The organism is Aeromonas sp. ASNIH4 (assembly GCF_002934425.1).
In the GTDB taxonomy this organism is placed as follows: Bacteria; Pseudomonadota; Gammaproteobacteria; order Enterobacterales; family Aeromonadaceae; genus Aeromonas; species Aeromonas hydrophila.
This window is the reverse complement of the sequence record NZ_CP026217.1, coordinates 3,140,116-3,154,803: the sequence shown is the minus strand read 5'-3', so window position 1 is coordinate 3,154,803 and position 14,688 is coordinate 3,140,116. Positions and strand designations below refer to the sequence as shown.

The 14,688-nt window shown below is 58.6% G+C and carries 15 protein-coding genes; all 15 read right to left on the bottom strand.

What is annotated here, in order from left to right; genetic code table 11:
• Positions 1 to 97 precede the first annotated feature (97 nt).
• The gene (hflD, locus tag C2U40_RS14460) at positions 98 to 712 is read right to left on the bottom strand and encodes a high frequency lysogenization protein HflD (RefSeq protein WP_005334622.1); all 615 of its coding nucleotides are present in this window, start codon (positions 710 to 712) and stop codon (positions 98 to 100) included.
• A 213-nt stretch (positions 713 to 925) separates the two neighbouring features.
• On the bottom strand, positions 926 to 2,032 hold the full coding sequence (gene mnmA, locus C2U40_RS14455; RefSeq protein WP_103827858.1) for a tRNA 2-thiouridine(34) synthase MnmA: 1,107 nt from the start codon (positions 2,030 to 2,032) through the stop codon (positions 926 to 928).
• Between the two features lie 158 nt (positions 2,033 to 2,190).
• On the bottom strand, positions 2,191 to 2,658 hold the full coding sequence (locus C2U40_RS14450) for an NUDIX hydrolase (protein WP_041217718.1): 468 nt from the start codon (positions 2,656 to 2,658) through the stop codon (positions 2,191 to 2,193).
• A gap of 95 nt (positions 2,659 to 2,753) precedes the next feature.
• The gene (locus C2U40_RS14445) at positions 2,754 to 3,695 is read right to left on the bottom strand and encodes a pseudouridine synthase (protein ID WP_103827857.1); all 942 of its coding nucleotides are present in this window, start codon (positions 3,693 to 3,695) and stop codon (positions 2,754 to 2,756) included.
• A 77-nt stretch (positions 3,696 to 3,772) separates the two neighbouring features.
• A complete protein-coding gene (locus C2U40_RS14440) occupies positions 3,773 to 4,540 on the bottom strand; it encodes a PTS sugar transporter subunit IIA (RefSeq protein WP_103827856.1) in 768 nt (255 codons plus the stop codon).
• Positions 4,541 to 4,846 (bottom strand): PTS fructose transporter subunit IIB, encoded by a 306-nt coding sequence (locus C2U40_RS14435; protein WP_103827855.1) that lies wholly within the window; start codon positions 4,844 to 4,846, stop codon positions 4,541 to 4,543.
• A 288-nt stretch (positions 4,847 to 5,134) separates the two neighbouring features.
• Positions 5,135 to 6,541 carry a hexose-6-phosphate:phosphate antiporter gene (gene uhpT / locus C2U40_RS14430; protein WP_024943880.1) on the bottom strand — a complete coding sequence of 469 codons (1,407 nt, stop codon included), beginning with the start codon at positions 6,539 to 6,541 and terminating at the stop codon, positions 5,135 to 5,137.
• 488 nt (positions 6,542 to 7,029) lie between these two features.
• Positions 7,030 to 7,443 (bottom strand): CesT family type III secretion system chaperone, encoded by a 414-nt coding sequence (locus C2U40_RS14425; protein WP_158656444.1) that lies wholly within the window; start codon positions 7,441 to 7,443, stop codon positions 7,030 to 7,032.
• 8 nt (positions 7,444 to 7,451) lie between these two features.
• Positions 7,452 to 8,873, bottom strand: coding sequence for a hypothetical protein (locus C2U40_RS14420; protein WP_103827853.1), 1,422 nt, complete (start codon positions 8,871 to 8,873; stop codon positions 7,452 to 7,454).
• Between the two features lie 193 nt (positions 8,874 to 9,066).
• Positions 9,067 to 10,974 carry a PTS fructose transporter subunit IIABC gene (locus C2U40_RS14415; RefSeq protein WP_103827852.1) on the bottom strand — a complete coding sequence of 636 codons (1,908 nt, stop codon included), beginning with the start codon at positions 10,972 to 10,974 and terminating at the stop codon, positions 9,067 to 9,069.
• A gap of 633 nt (positions 10,975 to 11,607) precedes the next feature.
• A complete protein-coding gene (locus tag C2U40_RS14410) occupies positions 11,608 to 12,399 on the bottom strand; it encodes an XAC2610-related protein (protein WP_103827851.1) in 792 nt (263 codons plus the stop codon).
• A gap of 48 nt (positions 12,400 to 12,447) precedes the next feature.
• Positions 12,448 to 12,972: a hypothetical protein gene (locus C2U40_RS26125; RefSeq protein ID WP_146054372.1), complete on the bottom strand. Its 525-nt coding sequence runs from the start codon at positions 12,970 to 12,972 to the stop codon at positions 12,448 to 12,450.
• 50 nt (positions 12,973 to 13,022) lie between these two features.
• On the bottom strand, positions 13,023 to 13,478 hold the full coding sequence (locus C2U40_RS14405; protein ID WP_080706220.1) for a hypothetical protein: 456 nt from the start codon (positions 13,476 to 13,478) through the stop codon (positions 13,023 to 13,025).
• A 51-nt stretch (positions 13,479 to 13,529) separates the two neighbouring features.
• Positions 13,530 to 14,045: an AAA family ATPase gene (locus C2U40_RS14400; RefSeq protein ID WP_103827850.1), complete on the bottom strand. Its 516-nt coding sequence runs from the start codon at positions 14,043 to 14,045 to the stop codon at positions 13,530 to 13,532.
• 69 nt (positions 14,046 to 14,114) lie between these two features.
• Positions 14,115 to 14,573 (bottom strand): GNAT family N-acetyltransferase, encoded by a 459-nt coding sequence (locus tag C2U40_RS14395; protein WP_103827849.1) that lies wholly within the window; start codon positions 14,571 to 14,573, stop codon positions 14,115 to 14,117.
• Positions 14,574 to 14,688: the final 115 nt, after the last annotated feature.

Below are 14,688 nucleotides of genomic sequence, written 5' to 3'. Positions count from 1 at the left end.
ATCCGTATCCACTCACGCGTGGGCCCTGGGTGTCAGCAAGGGGATATGCGGCTGACCGCCTTGCTGTCGTCCCTCGGCCCGCGCGCGAGCCGATTATTTAGTAACGTTTGGCCAGCTCCACCATCTTCTTGCGAGCGAAGATGATCTGGGTGCGGCTGCCGCCGAGCTGACGCCACAGCACGCAGGCCCGGATGCCGGCCAGCAGCAGGGCGCGCACCTTGTGCTGCACCAACGGCTGCTGCAGGAACAGCGGGGTACCCGCCACCTGGATTCTGGGCCCGATCGGGCTGATGAGGTCGCTGTAGATGCTCGCCATGTTGGCCAGGATCTGCTCGTCGAGCAGATCGAAGTGCTGTTGCTGGCGGCCAATCTGGCTGATCCGCTCACCCAGCATGTTGAGGATGTCCTTGCGCTTGGCCAGCTTGCGCTCCAGCGCGATCAGGCTCACCACGTAGCGGGTCAGCTCGGCATTCTTCTGGCTGCCGTCGGCACCCAGCTGCTCGACCAGCGCGCGGTAGCCGTCGCGAATGGCCAGGTGGGTGTTGTTGAACACCTCGAGCGGCTGGCTCGGGTTGGTCACCAGAATGCTGGAGAGGCTCTCGCGCAGGGCCGCTTCGTCGCAGCTGCCGTCACGGGCCACCTTCTGCACCAGATAGGCGGCCTGGCAGATGCCGGCAAAGGCCATGGTTCTGTCTTGGAATTTGTCGCTCATATCTTCACAGCCCTGTTCTGTTCATTCACCGGCCGACGCCATGATCCGGCCTGGAAGTTGCCAATCATGTATCGCTGCCTTGTGCTGTTTTATCTTTGTCCCCTCTCCCTCAGGGAGAGGGTCAGGGTGAGGGTGGTTACCCCCTCATCCCCAACCCTTCTCCCTCGAGGGGAGAAGGGAGTTCAGCGCAGACGCTCGTGAGCGCCCCAGCCCTTAGACCGGATGGCTGAAACGTTGTTCGATGATGCCGCCGCCCAGACACACTTCCCCGTCGTAGAAGACGGCGGACTGACCCGGGGTGACCGCAGCCTGTTTCTCGCCGAAGATGACCCGGATGGTCTCATCGTCGATGGGCTGGATCAGGCAGGGGATATCTTCCTGCCGATAGCGGGTCTTGACGGTGCAGCGGCGCGGCGCGCGAATGGGGGTGCGATCCACCCAGTGCAGCTGGCTGGCGATCAGGCCATCGGAGTAGAGACGGGGATGTTCGCCCTGCGCCACCACCAGGGTGTTGCGTTCCACCTCTTTGTCGACCACGTACCAGGCCTCCTCGGTGGCATCTTTGCGACCACCGATGCCAAGCCCCTTGCGCTGGCCCAGGGTGTGGTACATCAGGCCCTGATGCTCGCCGATCACCTTGCCATCGACGGTTTCGATGGGGCCGGGCTGGGCGGGCAGGAACTTGGCCAGGAAGTCCTTGAATTTGCGCTCACCGATAAAGCAGATGCCGGTAGAGTCTTTCTTCTTGGCGGTGATGAGATCGAGCTGCTCGGCGATGCGGCGCACCTCGGGTTTTTCAAGATCGCCGACCGGGAACAGGCTCTGACCCACCTGAGCTTCGCTCAAGGTGTAGAGGAAGTAGCTCTGATCCTTGTTGGTATCGAGACCGCGCAGCAGGCGCGGGCGGCCTGTGCTGTCGTCACGGCGCACATAGTGGCCGGTGGCGATGTAGGTGGCCCCCAGCTCTTCGGCGGCAAACTCCAGGAACGCCTTGAACTTGATCTCCTTGTTGCACAGGATATCGGGGTTCGGCGTACGGCCAGCCTTGTACTCTTCGAGGAAGTGCTCGAACACGTTATCCCAGTACTCGGCGGCGAAGTTTATAGTGTGGAGTTTCATCCCCAGCTTGTCGCAGACGGCCTTGGCATCAGCCAAATCCTGGGCGGCAGAGCAGTACTCGTCCGTGTCGTCTTCTTCCCAGTTCTTCATGAACAAGCCTTCGACCTGATAGCCCTGCTGCTGGAGCAGGTAGGCCGAGACGGAAGAATCCACGCCGCCGGACATGCCGACGATCACCTTGATTTGGCTGTTGTCTGTCATTAGTCGAAGTTACCAGTTCGTTTAAACGGGGCGTATTCTACCAGAATTTCGCGCCCCCGGTCACATATCCATGCCGCCGTTCCCATCAGGAACCCGGCAGCAGGAAATCGTTTTTCTTATCTCGGCCCGAACGCGTCAAAAAGAGCTTCCAACGGCTCTTATATAAAGGCCTTGAGGGCCGACAGCGGCAAGCGGGTGCCGGCCAGATAGTCCTGAATGCACTGCCACACCAGGGGGCTGCGCAGGGCTGGTTTGCACTCGGCGATCTCCGCCAGGGTGAGCCAGTGGCAGGCCAGCACGTCGCCGTCAGGATCCTCTGGATGGTGCTGACCCGGCGCCTTTTCAAGGTCGAAGATGACGGCGGTGCGCACAAAGGTGGCCTCGCTGTCCGCCGGCTTGTAGAGATAGACCCCGAGCCAGGCGGTGGGAGCGGCGGTGAGCCCGGTCTCCTCCTTCAGCTCGCGGCAGGCCGCCTGGATGAGATCTTCCCCCGGCTCCACATGGCCGGCGGGCTGGTTGAAGCGGCGCTGGCCCTTGATCTCCTCTTCCACCAGCAGGAAGCGGCCCTGCCAGTGGACCAGGGCGGCCACGGTGAGGCGGGTGGGCAGCGGCGGGTGATCGCTCATAGGGACTCCTTGTCTGGTTGGCTGTGCCCCGGCGGGGCGCTGTATTCAAGTGTGCTGTTCAGGTGACGGCATGCTGGCCAAATGGCTTACTCGTGTTATTCCGACGGCTTGCTGCGGGCCGGGCGACGGGCGGTGGTGCGCCCGCCGCTGCGATGGCCGGGGCGCGGCTCGGCCTCACGGTTGCCCCGCCCTTGGCCGGGTGCCTGCTCTTGGCCCTGATGCTGGGGGCGGCGAGCCGCTCGCGGTGCGCTGTGGCTGCCTGTCCCTTGCGGCTTGGCGGATGTCCGCGCTTTCCCTTGTGTGGCAGTTGGCCGTGGCGCCGGGGCCAGTTCGGGGGCGGGCAGGGCGCGGCTCTCCCCCGGTGCCAGCCCATCGAGGGTCCACTCGCCGATGGCGTAGCGGATAAGGCGTAAGGTGGGGTGACCGATGTGGGCGGTCATCCGCCGCACCTGGCGGTTGCGCCCCTCCACTATCTTGATCTCCAGCCAGCAGGCGGGGATCTCCTTGCGCATCCGTATGGGCGGGTTGCGCGGCCACACGGCCGGTTCCTCCATGATGCGCGCCCCGGCGGGCAGGGTCATGCCGTCGTTGAGCTCCACGCCGGCACGCAGGGCCGCCAGTTTCTCCTCGCTCGGCACTCCTTCCACCTGCACCCAGTAGGTCTTGGGGGTCTTCTCTCCGGGCTGGGTGAGGCGCGCCTGCAGCTTGCCGTCGTTGGTGAGCAGCAACAGCCCCTCGCTGTCGCGGTCGAGCCGGCCCGCGGCATAGATGTCGGGCTCGGTGATGTAATCCTTGAGGGTCTCGCGGCCTGCCTCGTCGGTGAACTGACAGAGCACCATGTAGGGCTTGTTCAACAGCAGCAGCTTGCGATCGGCCGGGGTGGGGGCCGGTTTGCGCTCGCCCTCCTTGTCTCTCATGACGTGTTGCGCTTTCCGGCGTTGGGATGGGCGTGCAGTGGCGGGCCCTTTGGCCGTGCGGCCTGCGTCGGGACGGGCGGAGAGGGAGAGACGGGGGCGGGCTGATTTCATCGCATGCATACCAAAAACAGAGGAAGGGCGAGTGTACCACAGGGGGCTGTCGCGGGCATGAACGACGGGGACGGGAGGCCAGCCGCTCAGCCGAGCAGGCCGTCGATGACGATGGCCTGACGGGCGGGGGGGGAGCTCGCGTGCAGCAATGCGGTGCCCACCTGCTCGTCCATCAGTGCGCGGGCCAGCCGGGTGAGGGGGCGCAACTGTTCGGGAGCCAGACCGGTGGGCACCGCCAGCAAAATCAGGGTTTGCACCGGCCCGAGTGCGGAGCCCCACTCGATGGGCTCGCTGCTGCTGAGCAGCGAGAGCGCGGGGCGGCGGATGGCGGGGCAGATGACATGGGGCATGGCGAGTCCGGGCCAGATGATGGTGGCGGCCAGCTGCTCGCGGGCGGCGATGGCCTGCTCCAGCGCTGGCCTGTCGCTTATCAGCGCGGCGGGCAGCAGATCCACCAGCACCGCCAGTGCCTGGGCCTTGTCGAGGGGCGCCGTGGCATGGCCAAGCTGGGCCAGGGTGAAGCAATAGTCGGGCAGGGCCTGGCCCAGGCGCTGCTCGGCCAGGGCGGCGCTGCCGGGGCGCCCCAGCGGCTGGCCCAGCTCCACGCACCAGCAGGTGAAGGCCATGTGGGCGAGCTCGGCATCCAGCCCCTCGATCAGCAGCAGACAGAGATCGCCGGGCTGGGTGGCCAGGGTGAGCAGGGAGAGCTGGTTGGTCGCCTCTACCGCCTGACGGCGGGTGACGTTGATGAACTGGATATGGGACTTGAACAGCCCGGCCAGCCGACTCAACTGCTTGGCCTGGGTGATGGTGAGCCCCAGCCGGCAGTGAAAGGAGATCTCGCGGATCAGCATTCAGACGCCGGGGGCGGCGGCTTTGAGCACGGCCACCGCATCGAGCAGCACCGCCTCCAGCTTGACCTGGTGGATGGGGCAGCCGAGGAAGCGATCTTTCTGCTCAATCTCGATATCGGAGGCGATCAGCACCAGATCGGCGCCGGCGATGTCGCGGGCGGTGAGGATGTTCTCCAGCCCCATGGCCCCCTGGGTTTCGACCTTGATCTTGAGCCCCAGCTTGTCGGCGGCTTTTTGCAGCGCCTCGGCGGCCATGTAGGTATGGGCGATGCCGGTGGGGCAGGCGGTGACGGCGAGGATCTTCATGGGCTCTCACGGCAAGTTCGGGTGGGGCAACAAGATAGCGCCAAGGGGCGGCCTTGCCAAAGGGGCGGAGGCAAAAATGGGATCCCGACTGCGCTCTGCTGAAGGGATGGGCAAGGGGTGAGCATTTTCACGGCCCCAAAAGGGACAAGTGGGGAAAAGAGGGGATAAAAAACGGCCCGCCAGAGGGCGGGCCGAATGCACACTACGGAGTGAAACCGTGCGACCGGGCGGATGCCGGGGCTCAGGCGGACTGGGTCGCCAGGGTGGCGGCTTTCAGTTTGCGCTGGATCAGGCGGACTGGGTGGCCAGTGTGGCAGCTTTCAGCTCCCGCTTGATTCGGCGGATCTTGCGCTCTTCGGCAACCGCGACGCAGGCCATCAGCACCAGACAGGCGGCGGCGGCCATGTCCAGCGCCGCGAAGGTACCGGTCCAGCCGGTCAGGCCGAAGATGGGGGTGCCGTCGGCAATCATGCCCAGACCCAGTTTGGCGAAGCTGTCACCGATGAGGTAGGCGAAGGTGCCCTTGACGCCATCGGCCACGCTGATGCCCTGCTTGGGCACGAAGCCCACGGCAGCCACGCCGATCAGCAGCTGCGGACCGAACACCAGGAAGCCCAGCAGGAACAGGGAGCCCAGGAACATGAACTGGGTGGTGGCGTGCTGATAGAGCCCCAGGGTGGCGATGATCAGTGCCAGTGCCACGCAGGCCACCAGACCACGGCGACCGTTGGCCAGGTCAGAGAGGTAACCCCACATCAGGGTACCGACCAGGGCGCCCACTTCGAAGAAGGTAAAGCCCTGGATGGCTACTTCCTTGGAGAAACCGAGCTCCTGGTGGGCATAGACGGTGGACCACTGGTCGATACCGATGCGCACCACGTAGAGGAAGATGTTGGCAAAGCAGAGCAGCCAGATCACCTTGTTCATCAGCACGTACTTGACGAAGATCTGCCACTTGGTCAGCTGCTGCTCTTCGGTGGCGATATCCTCTTCGCTGGCCACTTCGTCAAACAGCTCTTCCACCTTGCCCAGACCATAGGCTTCCGGCGAATCGCTACCAAAGCGCAGGCCGATGAAGCCGACGATCAGCGCGATGATGGAGGGGAAGATGAACATGCCGAGCACGTTGCCATCGAACAGGTAGTTGGCACCGAACAGCGCCACCCCGGCCGCACCGGCCCCGCCCACGTTGTGGGAGAGGTTCCACATGCCGAGGTAGGTGCCGCGCTTGTTGCGGGGCGTCCACTTGGTGATGGTGGAGTAGCTGCAGGAGCCGCCACAGCTCTGGAAGAAACCGCTGGCCGCGTAGAAGAAGATCATCAGGTAGAGGCTGAAACCCGTGCCGCCCATGCTGGCACTGAAGCCCAGCATGCAGAGGGAGGAGAGGATCAGCATCAGCGGCAGGAACTGCTTGGTGTTCTTGCCATCGGCATAGTAGGAGACGATGGTCTTGCCCACCCCGTAGGTGATGGAGAAGCCAAGGCCGATCATGCCGAGCTCGGTCATGGAGAGACCGTACTCCTGGATCATGTCGTTCTGCGCAATGTTGAAGTTCTTGCGGATCAGATACATGGTCAGGTAACCGATGAACACAACCAGATAGGATTGCATAAACGGTTTGAACCAGAGCTTGCGCCGGGCTTCGACCGGCAGGTTCAGGGTGGGGACCCGGACCTGTTCGAGCAGTTTAAACATCTTCGTTCATCCTCTGCGAGATAGACGCTGTTTCCGCCGCGTTCCTCCCTTTTTGATTGGAGTTGGAGGTCACGCCACGGAAAGAACAACAGGAAGCGGGCGCGGTGCGCGGCGAGCCCCTGTCGATTGAACCCATGCCCGTCCCTTGCGCCATGGCGCGGGTCGGGTAACGACATCAGGTAGCGTGACTTTAATGAGGCGCGCTGCAAATGGCGTGAGAGCCATCCCTAGGGGGGGTAGGAAAATTTCCTAGTTTGGCGGGATCCGGCCGCGAAGCGTGAAGAGGATCACAAGCCGGCGTCGTACAGCAGAGGTGAACGGGCTCTCTCGAACCCGACAAAAGACGAGGCCACCCGCAGGTGGCCTCGTCCGGTTAGGTCGCCGCCCCACGGGGGATGGCGGGTGGCAGCTTTTGGTGCTGGCAAGCGGACACCATCACCGGGCTTGCTAGTCACAGGGCAAGGCACCCGTGCCACCTTGGCGACTGGTCATACCCTCAGACTTGGCGGGATGCTGGTAGACGAGGGGGCATCCATTTCTCCGGTTAGCGCCACCGCACGTGCCACCAGTTGCCCCAAGGCCTGATGGAGCTGCTCGGCATTGGTCGACTCGAGGCGTTGTTGAGACCAGAGGATCAGGTGATCGTCCTGCCCCAGAGCCACCCGTATGATGGCGTGCTCGGCACTGAAGAGGTTGCCTCGCAGCAGCGCCCGGGCCTGCACCTCGCCAGCAAGGGTGCCAGCGCGCAGGAACATGACCATGCTCTCCTCACCGAGCGGGGCCAGATGGATGGCCCAGAGCTTGTCCTGTGTCAGACAGGCATGGCCCGTTTCATCCTGCTCTATGGCCCCGATGTCGAGGTGTGCCGCCAGTTCGCCGAGTCGAGTGGTATAAAGGTTCATGGCGTGACTCATCCCAGATAGTTGTTGCTGACGTTGAAGCGGCCCTTGTTCTCATCCTGCGGGCGGCAGAAGTGGCAGACCAGCTGATCGGGCAGCCACCCCAGCGTGTCCTTGAACCCTTGTAGCAGGTCGGCAAAGTGAACGCCCTTGGCCTCACGGTTGAGCAGCACGAAGTCAAAAGGCTGATCGGCGCCGTTGCGATTCATTCTGCCGATCAGCTCGGCCGCCTGCTCCGGCTGGGTGCGAATGCCGCCATCCAGCCGGTAGTTGGTTGCCTCCCGGCTAAGGGTGTCGTAGATCTGGCTCTCTTCCTTGAATGCTACCAGCCCGTCTTTGAGCTTCTCGGCGAAGGCCATGGTGTTGGAGACCAGCACATTGTTGCGGGTCGAGGCAAAGTCAAATTCGATCCCCTCCGGCTTGGTAAAGGTGCCCTCATTGACGCCACTGCCGTGGGAGGAGAACAGCACATTCCGGTTGAGCTGCTGTTGACCGCTGAACAGATAGGCGATCTCCTTGCCATTGATGGTGATGGGGGTGATGGCGATCTGATGTTGCCGCTCAAGGGAAACACGTGCTGCTTCAGGCAGATTGGTACCATTGACCTTGATGTGTTGGCCATCGCTCAGGCGAACGGCAACACCATTTTTGGCAAACAGGCTGTCGGCCTTGGCAAGATCTTCTGCCCGCATGGCACTCTTGCCCGGCAGGTGGATACCGTAACTGCCTGGTTTGCTGGCACTTGGCCAGATCGCCGGACGGTCAAAGCTGGCCGCCGGCTTTTCAGCGAGCACGCTGACGGCACCGCCCCAACGCGCTTCCAGCTGTTTGGTGAGCTGGCTGGCGTTGTAGGCACTCAGCTGACTCTTGGCATCGGCCAGGGTCGGTGCATGTTTCATCCCCTCGCCGGGAAGAAAGATGCCAAATTGCCCAGGTTTGCTGGCACTGGGCCAGATGGCGACTGTATTGGTGCCTGGAGCGGGTTTGTTGGCCAATACCTGCACATCCTGTCCCGCGAAGTGGTGACACAGATCCACTGTGTTGTTCTGGGTGCGTGCCGGGATAGCCGGAGCAGGCTTGGCGGCCCGATCCGGCACTGGTGGCGGCAGCTGACGAGCGGCGGCATCCAGCAGCAGTTTGGCATCGGCGAGGGAGAGCTGGTCTGAACGCAGCCCGGCGAGAACGGCATTGCCGCCCGTCTCTTGTTGCAGCTTGAAGTTGGCGATATGGGGCAGCAAGCCCGCCACCTCCTGCTGATTGAGGGAGATGTTGCGCACCTGTTCGAGGACCGTCTGGGCAAATGTCCGTTCCTGGGAGGAGATGCCCGCCCCTGTATTGGTATGGCCCTGGTTGCCGAGGCGGCCTGCCTGATCGGCATGGCCGAGCTGATTGATCTGCTGATTGACGAGTGATTGTAGAGCGTGGATCTGCATTGGACCTCCGAGCGAGTGTATGGAGGGGATTCTATGAAGATGACGGCAGGTGCTCCGTCACTAAACGGTGTTCAATTTGTAGAAAATGGTTGTTGTTCAAAGCGGTGCTGATTGCAGACAATAAGTCGAGAAACAACAAGAGAGGCCATGGGGCCTCTCTTGTTCCTTTGCCGTATCAATGCGGTTGGGTCGTTCAGGCGGCCTTGGCCAGGGTCACCTCGTCACTCTTCTTGACCCGCAGCTTTTTCAGGGCAACCGCTACCACGCCGGTGACGATGGCGCCGCAGATCATGCAGAGCAGGGCCAGCAGCGGCTTGTTGACGGCGCCGAGCAGGGCCACGATGGGACCACCGTGGGCGACGCTGTTGGTGATGCCAAACAGGAAGGCCATCACCGCGGCAGTCATGCTGCCCAGCACGTTGGCCGGGATGACGGCGAGCGGGTCACGGGCGGCGAACGGGATGGCGCCCTCGGAGATCCCCACCAGACCCATGGCACCGGCAGCCTTGCCCGCTTCAATTTCGGTGGCGTCGAAGATGCCGAGCTTGCGACCGAGCACGGTGGCCAGCGACATGCCAAGGGGGGCGGCCGGGATGGCGCAGGCCATGGCACCCATGAACTGGGTCTGGCCGGAGGCGATCATGCCCACCGAGAACAGGAAGGCCACCTTGTTGACCGGGCCGCCCATGTCAAAGCCGGCCATGCCGCCCAGGACGATACCCAGCAGTACCAGACTGCCGCCGCTCATGGAGAGCAGCATGGCGTTTAGACCCGTCATCATGTCGGCAATCGGGGCGCCGATGATGAAGATGAAGACCGCAGCGATAAAGAGCGACCCGACGATGGGGGCGATCAGGATCGGCACCAGCGGTTGCACCATCTTGTGGTACTGGCGGGTCGCTATCCAGCGCACCAGATAACCGACCAAGAGGCCTGCGATGATGGCACCGATAAAGCCGGTACCGGCGTCGGCGCCGTAGAAGCTGCCGTTGTTGGCAATCCAGCCGCCGATAAAGCCCGGCGCCAGGGCCGGTCTGTCACCGATGGCGTAGGCGATGTAGCCTGCCAGTATGGGGATCATCAGGGTGAAGGCGGCCACGCCCACATTGAGGATCTGGTTCCACATGCTCCCTGCCGGGATCTGCATGCCGCTTGGGGTCGGATCACCGCCGATGGCCAGTGCCAGGGCGATCAGCAGACCCCCCGTGACCACAAACGGGATCATGTGGGAGACGCCGTTCATCAGATAACGGTAGAGATCCGAGCTGCCGCCTGAGCTCTTCTCCTCGCTTTTGCGATCATCCTTGTCCGCCACGTAGGCGGGGGCCTTCAGCGCCTGCTCGATCAGACCCTTGCCATCCTTGATGGGGGCCTTCACGCCGGTCTTGATGAGCGGCTTGCCGTTGAAGCGGGCCATGTCCACCTGCTTGTCGCAGGCCACCACGATGGCGCTGGCGCGGGCGATCTCGGCCGCAGTCGGGCTGTTCTTGACGCCGATGGAGCCGTTGGTCTCCACCTTCACCTCAAAGCCCAGCTCCTTGGCGGCGCGCTCCAGGGATTCCGCCGCCAGATAGGTGTGGGCGATGCCGGCCGGGCAGCCGGTGACGCCGATGATCAGCCCCTTGTCGGCGGCCGGGGTAGCCACTTGCAGCTCTTTCTTTTCGAGCAGCAGCGCCAGCGCATCGGTAGGCGTCTTGGCTGCCAGCAGGGCATCGATAAAGCCCTCTTCAATCAGCTTGGCGGAGAGCTCGGCCAGCACCTCGATATGGTGGTTGGCGCCACCGGCCGGGGAGGCAATCATGAAAAACAGCCGGGACGGCTTGCCATCCTCGGCGCCGTACTCGATACCGGCGCGGCTGATGCCGATGGCCACCGCCGGGATGCTCACTGCCGCACTCTTGGCGTGGGGCAGGGCGACGCCTTCTTCAAAGCCGGTGTTGTCCAGCTCTTCCCGAGCCCACAAGTCCTTGATGAACTGCTGCTCGTCGCTGACCTTGCCTTGCGCCGCGAGCAGACGGGTCATCTCGGTGAAGACCTCCTCCTTGCGCGTGGCCTTTAAATCGAGCGCGATCAGCTGCTCGTTGATAAGGGTGGTGATCATGGCGTTCTCCCTGCTCCTGGCCGGAGCCTGTTGGCATCTTTTCCTGGGCTACCGCCCAGGAGATACAGACAAAAGTGACCCCACTATTATCCCGCCCGCAGGGCCGCGCACCTATCGGACAAAACTGCGAAATACTGGATTTTTGTGCGATATGACCTTGAGTGTGATCCTTATCGCATAGCAGACCAGCTGACAAAATGGGTCTGGATTGAATCGATAAGTTATTTTTTATTTTTAAAAATCAGCATCTTGATGTTGATTCTTTCAACATATTTTTATGATGGAGAGTGATATTATCCGGCCTAGAATCGGTGAGGAACTGTAAATTTGTGAGGTGAAAAGAGCGGGCGGGGTGTGAGCTGGTGCACATAAATGGCGGTGACGGGGCGCTTGGTAAGGGGAGGCCGGCGAGGGGAAAGGTGGAGAAATGGGTTGAGCCATGGGAGCCAGACAGCCCACCACAACGCGCGAGTGAAAGCACAGGCATTGGCCCCGTAGGGTGCAATGAACGAAGTGAATTGCACCGTTTGTTTGGAGGCAGAAAAGGTAGAGGTGCAATGCGCTGCTCTTATTGCACCCTACCGAATTGATGACGTGAATGTCTAAGTACGCTTGGGTATTAAAAGTTCTAGGTTAACTTTTGGCTATTGCTTCTGGAAGATAGAGCCAACGGACAAGGGGGCCTTTTCTGGAGGCAAATCGGATCTTAATCCAGTCATCTTTCTGCTCGAGAATTTCTACTTTGTCGTTATGAATAAGATAGGCTTTGGTCTTTGATTTTTTTTCAGGTGATGAGTAGAGAAAGGCTTTCTCGGATGTGACTGACCAGAGAATTTTCTTGCCATCAAAATCAATCGCAACGGTGTCCAGTTTCTCTCCCTTCTGATTAAATGTGTGCTCGTAAAGAGGGAAGGTATCAATTTCGGAGTTTTGGATCTGATACTCTGTTGTTTTATATAGCCAGAGTTCACCTTGGGCGTTATATCGGTAAGAGTCGTAATACCAGACGGGGCCAGAACGGCAAGAGCTAACTAAAGAAAGAGAATCTAATTTAACTGCAAGGTTGTAGAGATCGCCACAGGCAGATGTTGGCGTCTTCGAGTCTGCAATTTTTAGCTCTTTAAATGCTGTGTTTACATGGTCATATAAGAATACATAAAAAGCATTGTTTACCATTCCAAGATAATTGGTAATGGCAATGTCCTTATAACCATCAAAGTTGAAATCCTTTATGATAATGTCAGATTGCAGTTCATCATCTACACATATCAGCTTTTCTTTCTCTTTCCCTATCGCCAACAGATAATAACAGGCATTCTCTTTTTGTATTTCAATTTTTAATCCGTCAATAACATAAGATGAGTTTGTCTCTGCAGAGATGGAGAAACACAACAATAAAGATGTAATGATGACAATATATTTCATGATGATGTATTTTTCTGCGTGAGTTTTTGTAAGGTGTTGCTTTGTAGCTTATTTACTGTCTTGGACAGTTTTTATAAGCGTAAGCTTGTTTTTCTCAACGATATAGTAATTGGTGTAATAAATAAATGACTCTCCATCTTGGCTACTTTCCACTTTGGTTGTAGTAAGAAGGTTGCTATCAAATTTGGGAGACTCTATCCATTCTCCCACACGGGTATCAGCATCATCACTTACATCATATGAGCTATACGCATTAAATACCGTATCCAGTACCTGACCCGTGCGCTTGTTGACAAGGACCTGATTATAACAACCTGATGAACCGCATCCCCAACCTGTTAGTACATATTCACCAGCATATACTGGCTTTTGCGACAATGCTGCGGTAAGTCGGGTACGGAATGTTCTGGCCAATTCAGAGTCTAGTGAAAGTTTGGCTGGTTTACCTTTATATACAGGTGGTGCCGGATAGTCCTCTGCCCGAGGTGACACTTGAGATCCAGCTTCGCTACCAAATGTGCTTTGGCTGGATAGTCCGAGGAAGGATAAGAAGTAAATAACACATATTTTCATAATAATTTGTCTTTGTTTTTAAATTTTTATTTACACTAAGTTTTTAAAATTCATTCAGCTCTTGTACTTCTCAGCTCTTTATGTGGATTGTGTGGCAAGCAATTAACATATGCCTTAGCCGTATGAATATTACCCATATCATCAACAATAGTGCAAGTCAAATTACAAGGCTTACCAAGGTCACGACGCCAGAAATGGTGGTGTTGATATTTTGCCTCAAATTCAGATGTTATTGTGGCAGACATTATCCAGTTGATAGGTATTTTCTTATTGTATACTAATTTAGTAAGCATTTCTGAATATGATAGAGACATGATCTTCAATTCATATATATCTGGAGTTACGACCTTGGTGGTCAACTCTATAGTAACGATTTTTGACTCTTCAGATTCAAGGGATTTGTACAGCTTCCCTAATCCCCAGTATCCATCTATATCATTGTTTCTACTGGCAAAAGAATTGATAATTCCTGATGCTACACATATTAACTCTGTTCTGTGTCCCATATTTTCCCCCGACAGAGACTAATCACTGTAGTTGTGACTAGCGCTCACACTCTAATGGTTAGTTACTAGTTGGTTAAGATAGAGATTTACCTCTGCCCGAGTCGTGAAACGGTGCTTGGCGTTTGGGAGTCGATCAAACAGCTCGCGATGGTATTGGCGGGAGCTTTTGCTGGCTCGCTGCCCATATTCCGATGCCCACACCAGCAGTTGTTGAAAGCTCTCTTCGGCTGCCACGGCATCCCGTTGTCTGGCGCTTTGTGATCCACACGATAGCAGTGAATCACGGCATACAGACCAGTCGAGATCCAGAAAGAGCAGGGTATCGGCGGCATCAAGCAGTTGCTCGGCTAGGGCACCAAATACCCCTTCGACCACCCATGAGGGCTCTTGAGCAAGTGTTTGAATGGCCTGGTCAATCTTATGCTGGGGCCGTTTTTGGTTAAAGCAGCCCGGCTGCCAGACAATGGGGTCCAGATTGACCTCGCGGATAGTTAACTGTTCAGCCAATCGAGCCGCCAACCAGCTCTTGCCCGATCCCGAGTTGCCAATAATCAGAATACGTTTCATCTATGAGTGCTCTTTTCTGGAACATATATCTGGAGGCTGACAAGTAGAGGTGATGACGCTGAGAGTGGATTAAAAGTAGGTTGGCGGTTCGCCGACATAGCGTGGCCGCCTATGAGAAAAATGCATGCAATCACCCCCCGGAATGCGCCTAGACCCCAGCCTCTCGTAGAAGTGATGGTCGATATCTGCATGGAGGAAGGTGGCGACGGCATCGGGACTATCCAGCAGCATGCCTGTCACCCCACGCAGCAGATGAGTGCCAAATCCTTGCCCCCTCATCGCAGGTATCGTTGCCAGTGAACCTATGCCAAAACAGCCCTGGCCAAGGCCAAATCGGTCCCGATAGACGATGAGGGAAGAGACAGGCTGATTGTCCACAATAAGGACATACCACACACCGGAGTGGTATTTTTGACTGGCGTGGCAGCTCGCCAGATATTCAGTCGGTGACAGTCCTTCGCCCCAAGCATCAAAGCCCATCCAGAAGATGGCATTCAGTTCATCTGGGCTGGCTTTTCTTGTCTGCATCCTGCATTCATCCCTTTACCAGTGTCATGGCGATCGATATGGCTCTCGTTGCTTTCGATGAGATGTGGCGACGCTGAATTGATCCCCCCACCATTTATCCCCAGGGCGCTACAGG

What these genes read in the sequence shown, in the direction of transcription:
- hflD (WP_005334622.1), bottom strand. Translation starts at nt 712, where the DNA reads ATGAGCGACAAATTCCAAGACAGAACCATGGCCTTTGCCGGCATCTGC.
- mnmA (WP_103827858.1), bottom strand. Translation starts at nt 2,032, where the DNA reads ATGACAGACAACAGCCAAATCAAGGTGATCGTCGGCATGTCCGGCGGC.
- C2U40_RS14450 (WP_041217718.1), bottom strand. Translation starts at nt 2,658, where the DNA reads ATGAGCGATCACCCGCCGCTGCCCACCCGCCTCACCGTGGCCGCCCTG.
- C2U40_RS14445 (WP_103827857.1), bottom strand. Translation starts at nt 3,695, where the DNA reads ATGCATGCGATGAAATCAGCCCGCCCCCGTCTCTCCCTCTCCGCCCGT.
- C2U40_RS14440 (WP_103827856.1), bottom strand. Translation starts at nt 4,540, where the DNA reads ATGCTGATCCGCGAGATCTCCTTTCACTGCCGGCTGGGGCTCACCATC.
- C2U40_RS14435 (WP_103827855.1), bottom strand. Translation starts at nt 4,846, where the DNA reads ATGAAGATCCTCGCCGTCACCGCCTGCCCCACCGGCATCGCCCATACC.
- uhpT (WP_024943880.1), bottom strand. Translation starts at nt 6,541, where the DNA reads ATGTTTAAACTGCTCGAACAGGTCCGGGTCCCCACCCTGAACCTGCCG.
- C2U40_RS14425 (WP_158656444.1), bottom strand. Translation starts at nt 7,443, where the DNA reads ATGAACCTTTATACCACTCGACTCGGCGAACTGGCGGCACACCTCGAC.
- C2U40_RS14420 (WP_103827853.1), bottom strand. Translation starts at nt 8,873, where the DNA reads ATGCAGATCCACGCTCTACAATCACTCGTCAATCAGCAGATCAATCAG.
- C2U40_RS14415 (WP_103827852.1), bottom strand. Translation starts at nt 10,974, where the DNA reads ATGATCACCACCCTTATCAACGAGCAGCTGATCGCGCTCGATTTAAAG.
- C2U40_RS14410 (WP_103827851.1), bottom strand. Translation starts at nt 12,399, where the DNA reads ATGAAATATATTGTCATCATTACATCTTTATTGTTGTGTTTCTCCATC.
- C2U40_RS26125 (WP_146054372.1), bottom strand. Translation starts at nt 12,972, where the DNA reads ATGAAAATATGTGTTATTTACTTCTTATCCTTCCTCGGACTATCCAGC.
- C2U40_RS14405 (WP_080706220.1), bottom strand. Translation starts at nt 13,478, where the DNA reads ATGGGACACAGAACAGAGTTAATATGTGTAGCATCAGGAATTATCAAT.
- C2U40_RS14400 (WP_103827850.1), bottom strand. Translation starts at nt 14,045, where the DNA reads ATGAAACGTATTCTGATTATTGGCAACTCGGGATCGGGCAAGAGCTGG.
- C2U40_RS14395 (WP_103827849.1), bottom strand. Translation starts at nt 14,573, where the DNA reads ATGCAGACAAGAAAAGCCAGCCCAGATGAACTGAATGCCATCTTCTGG.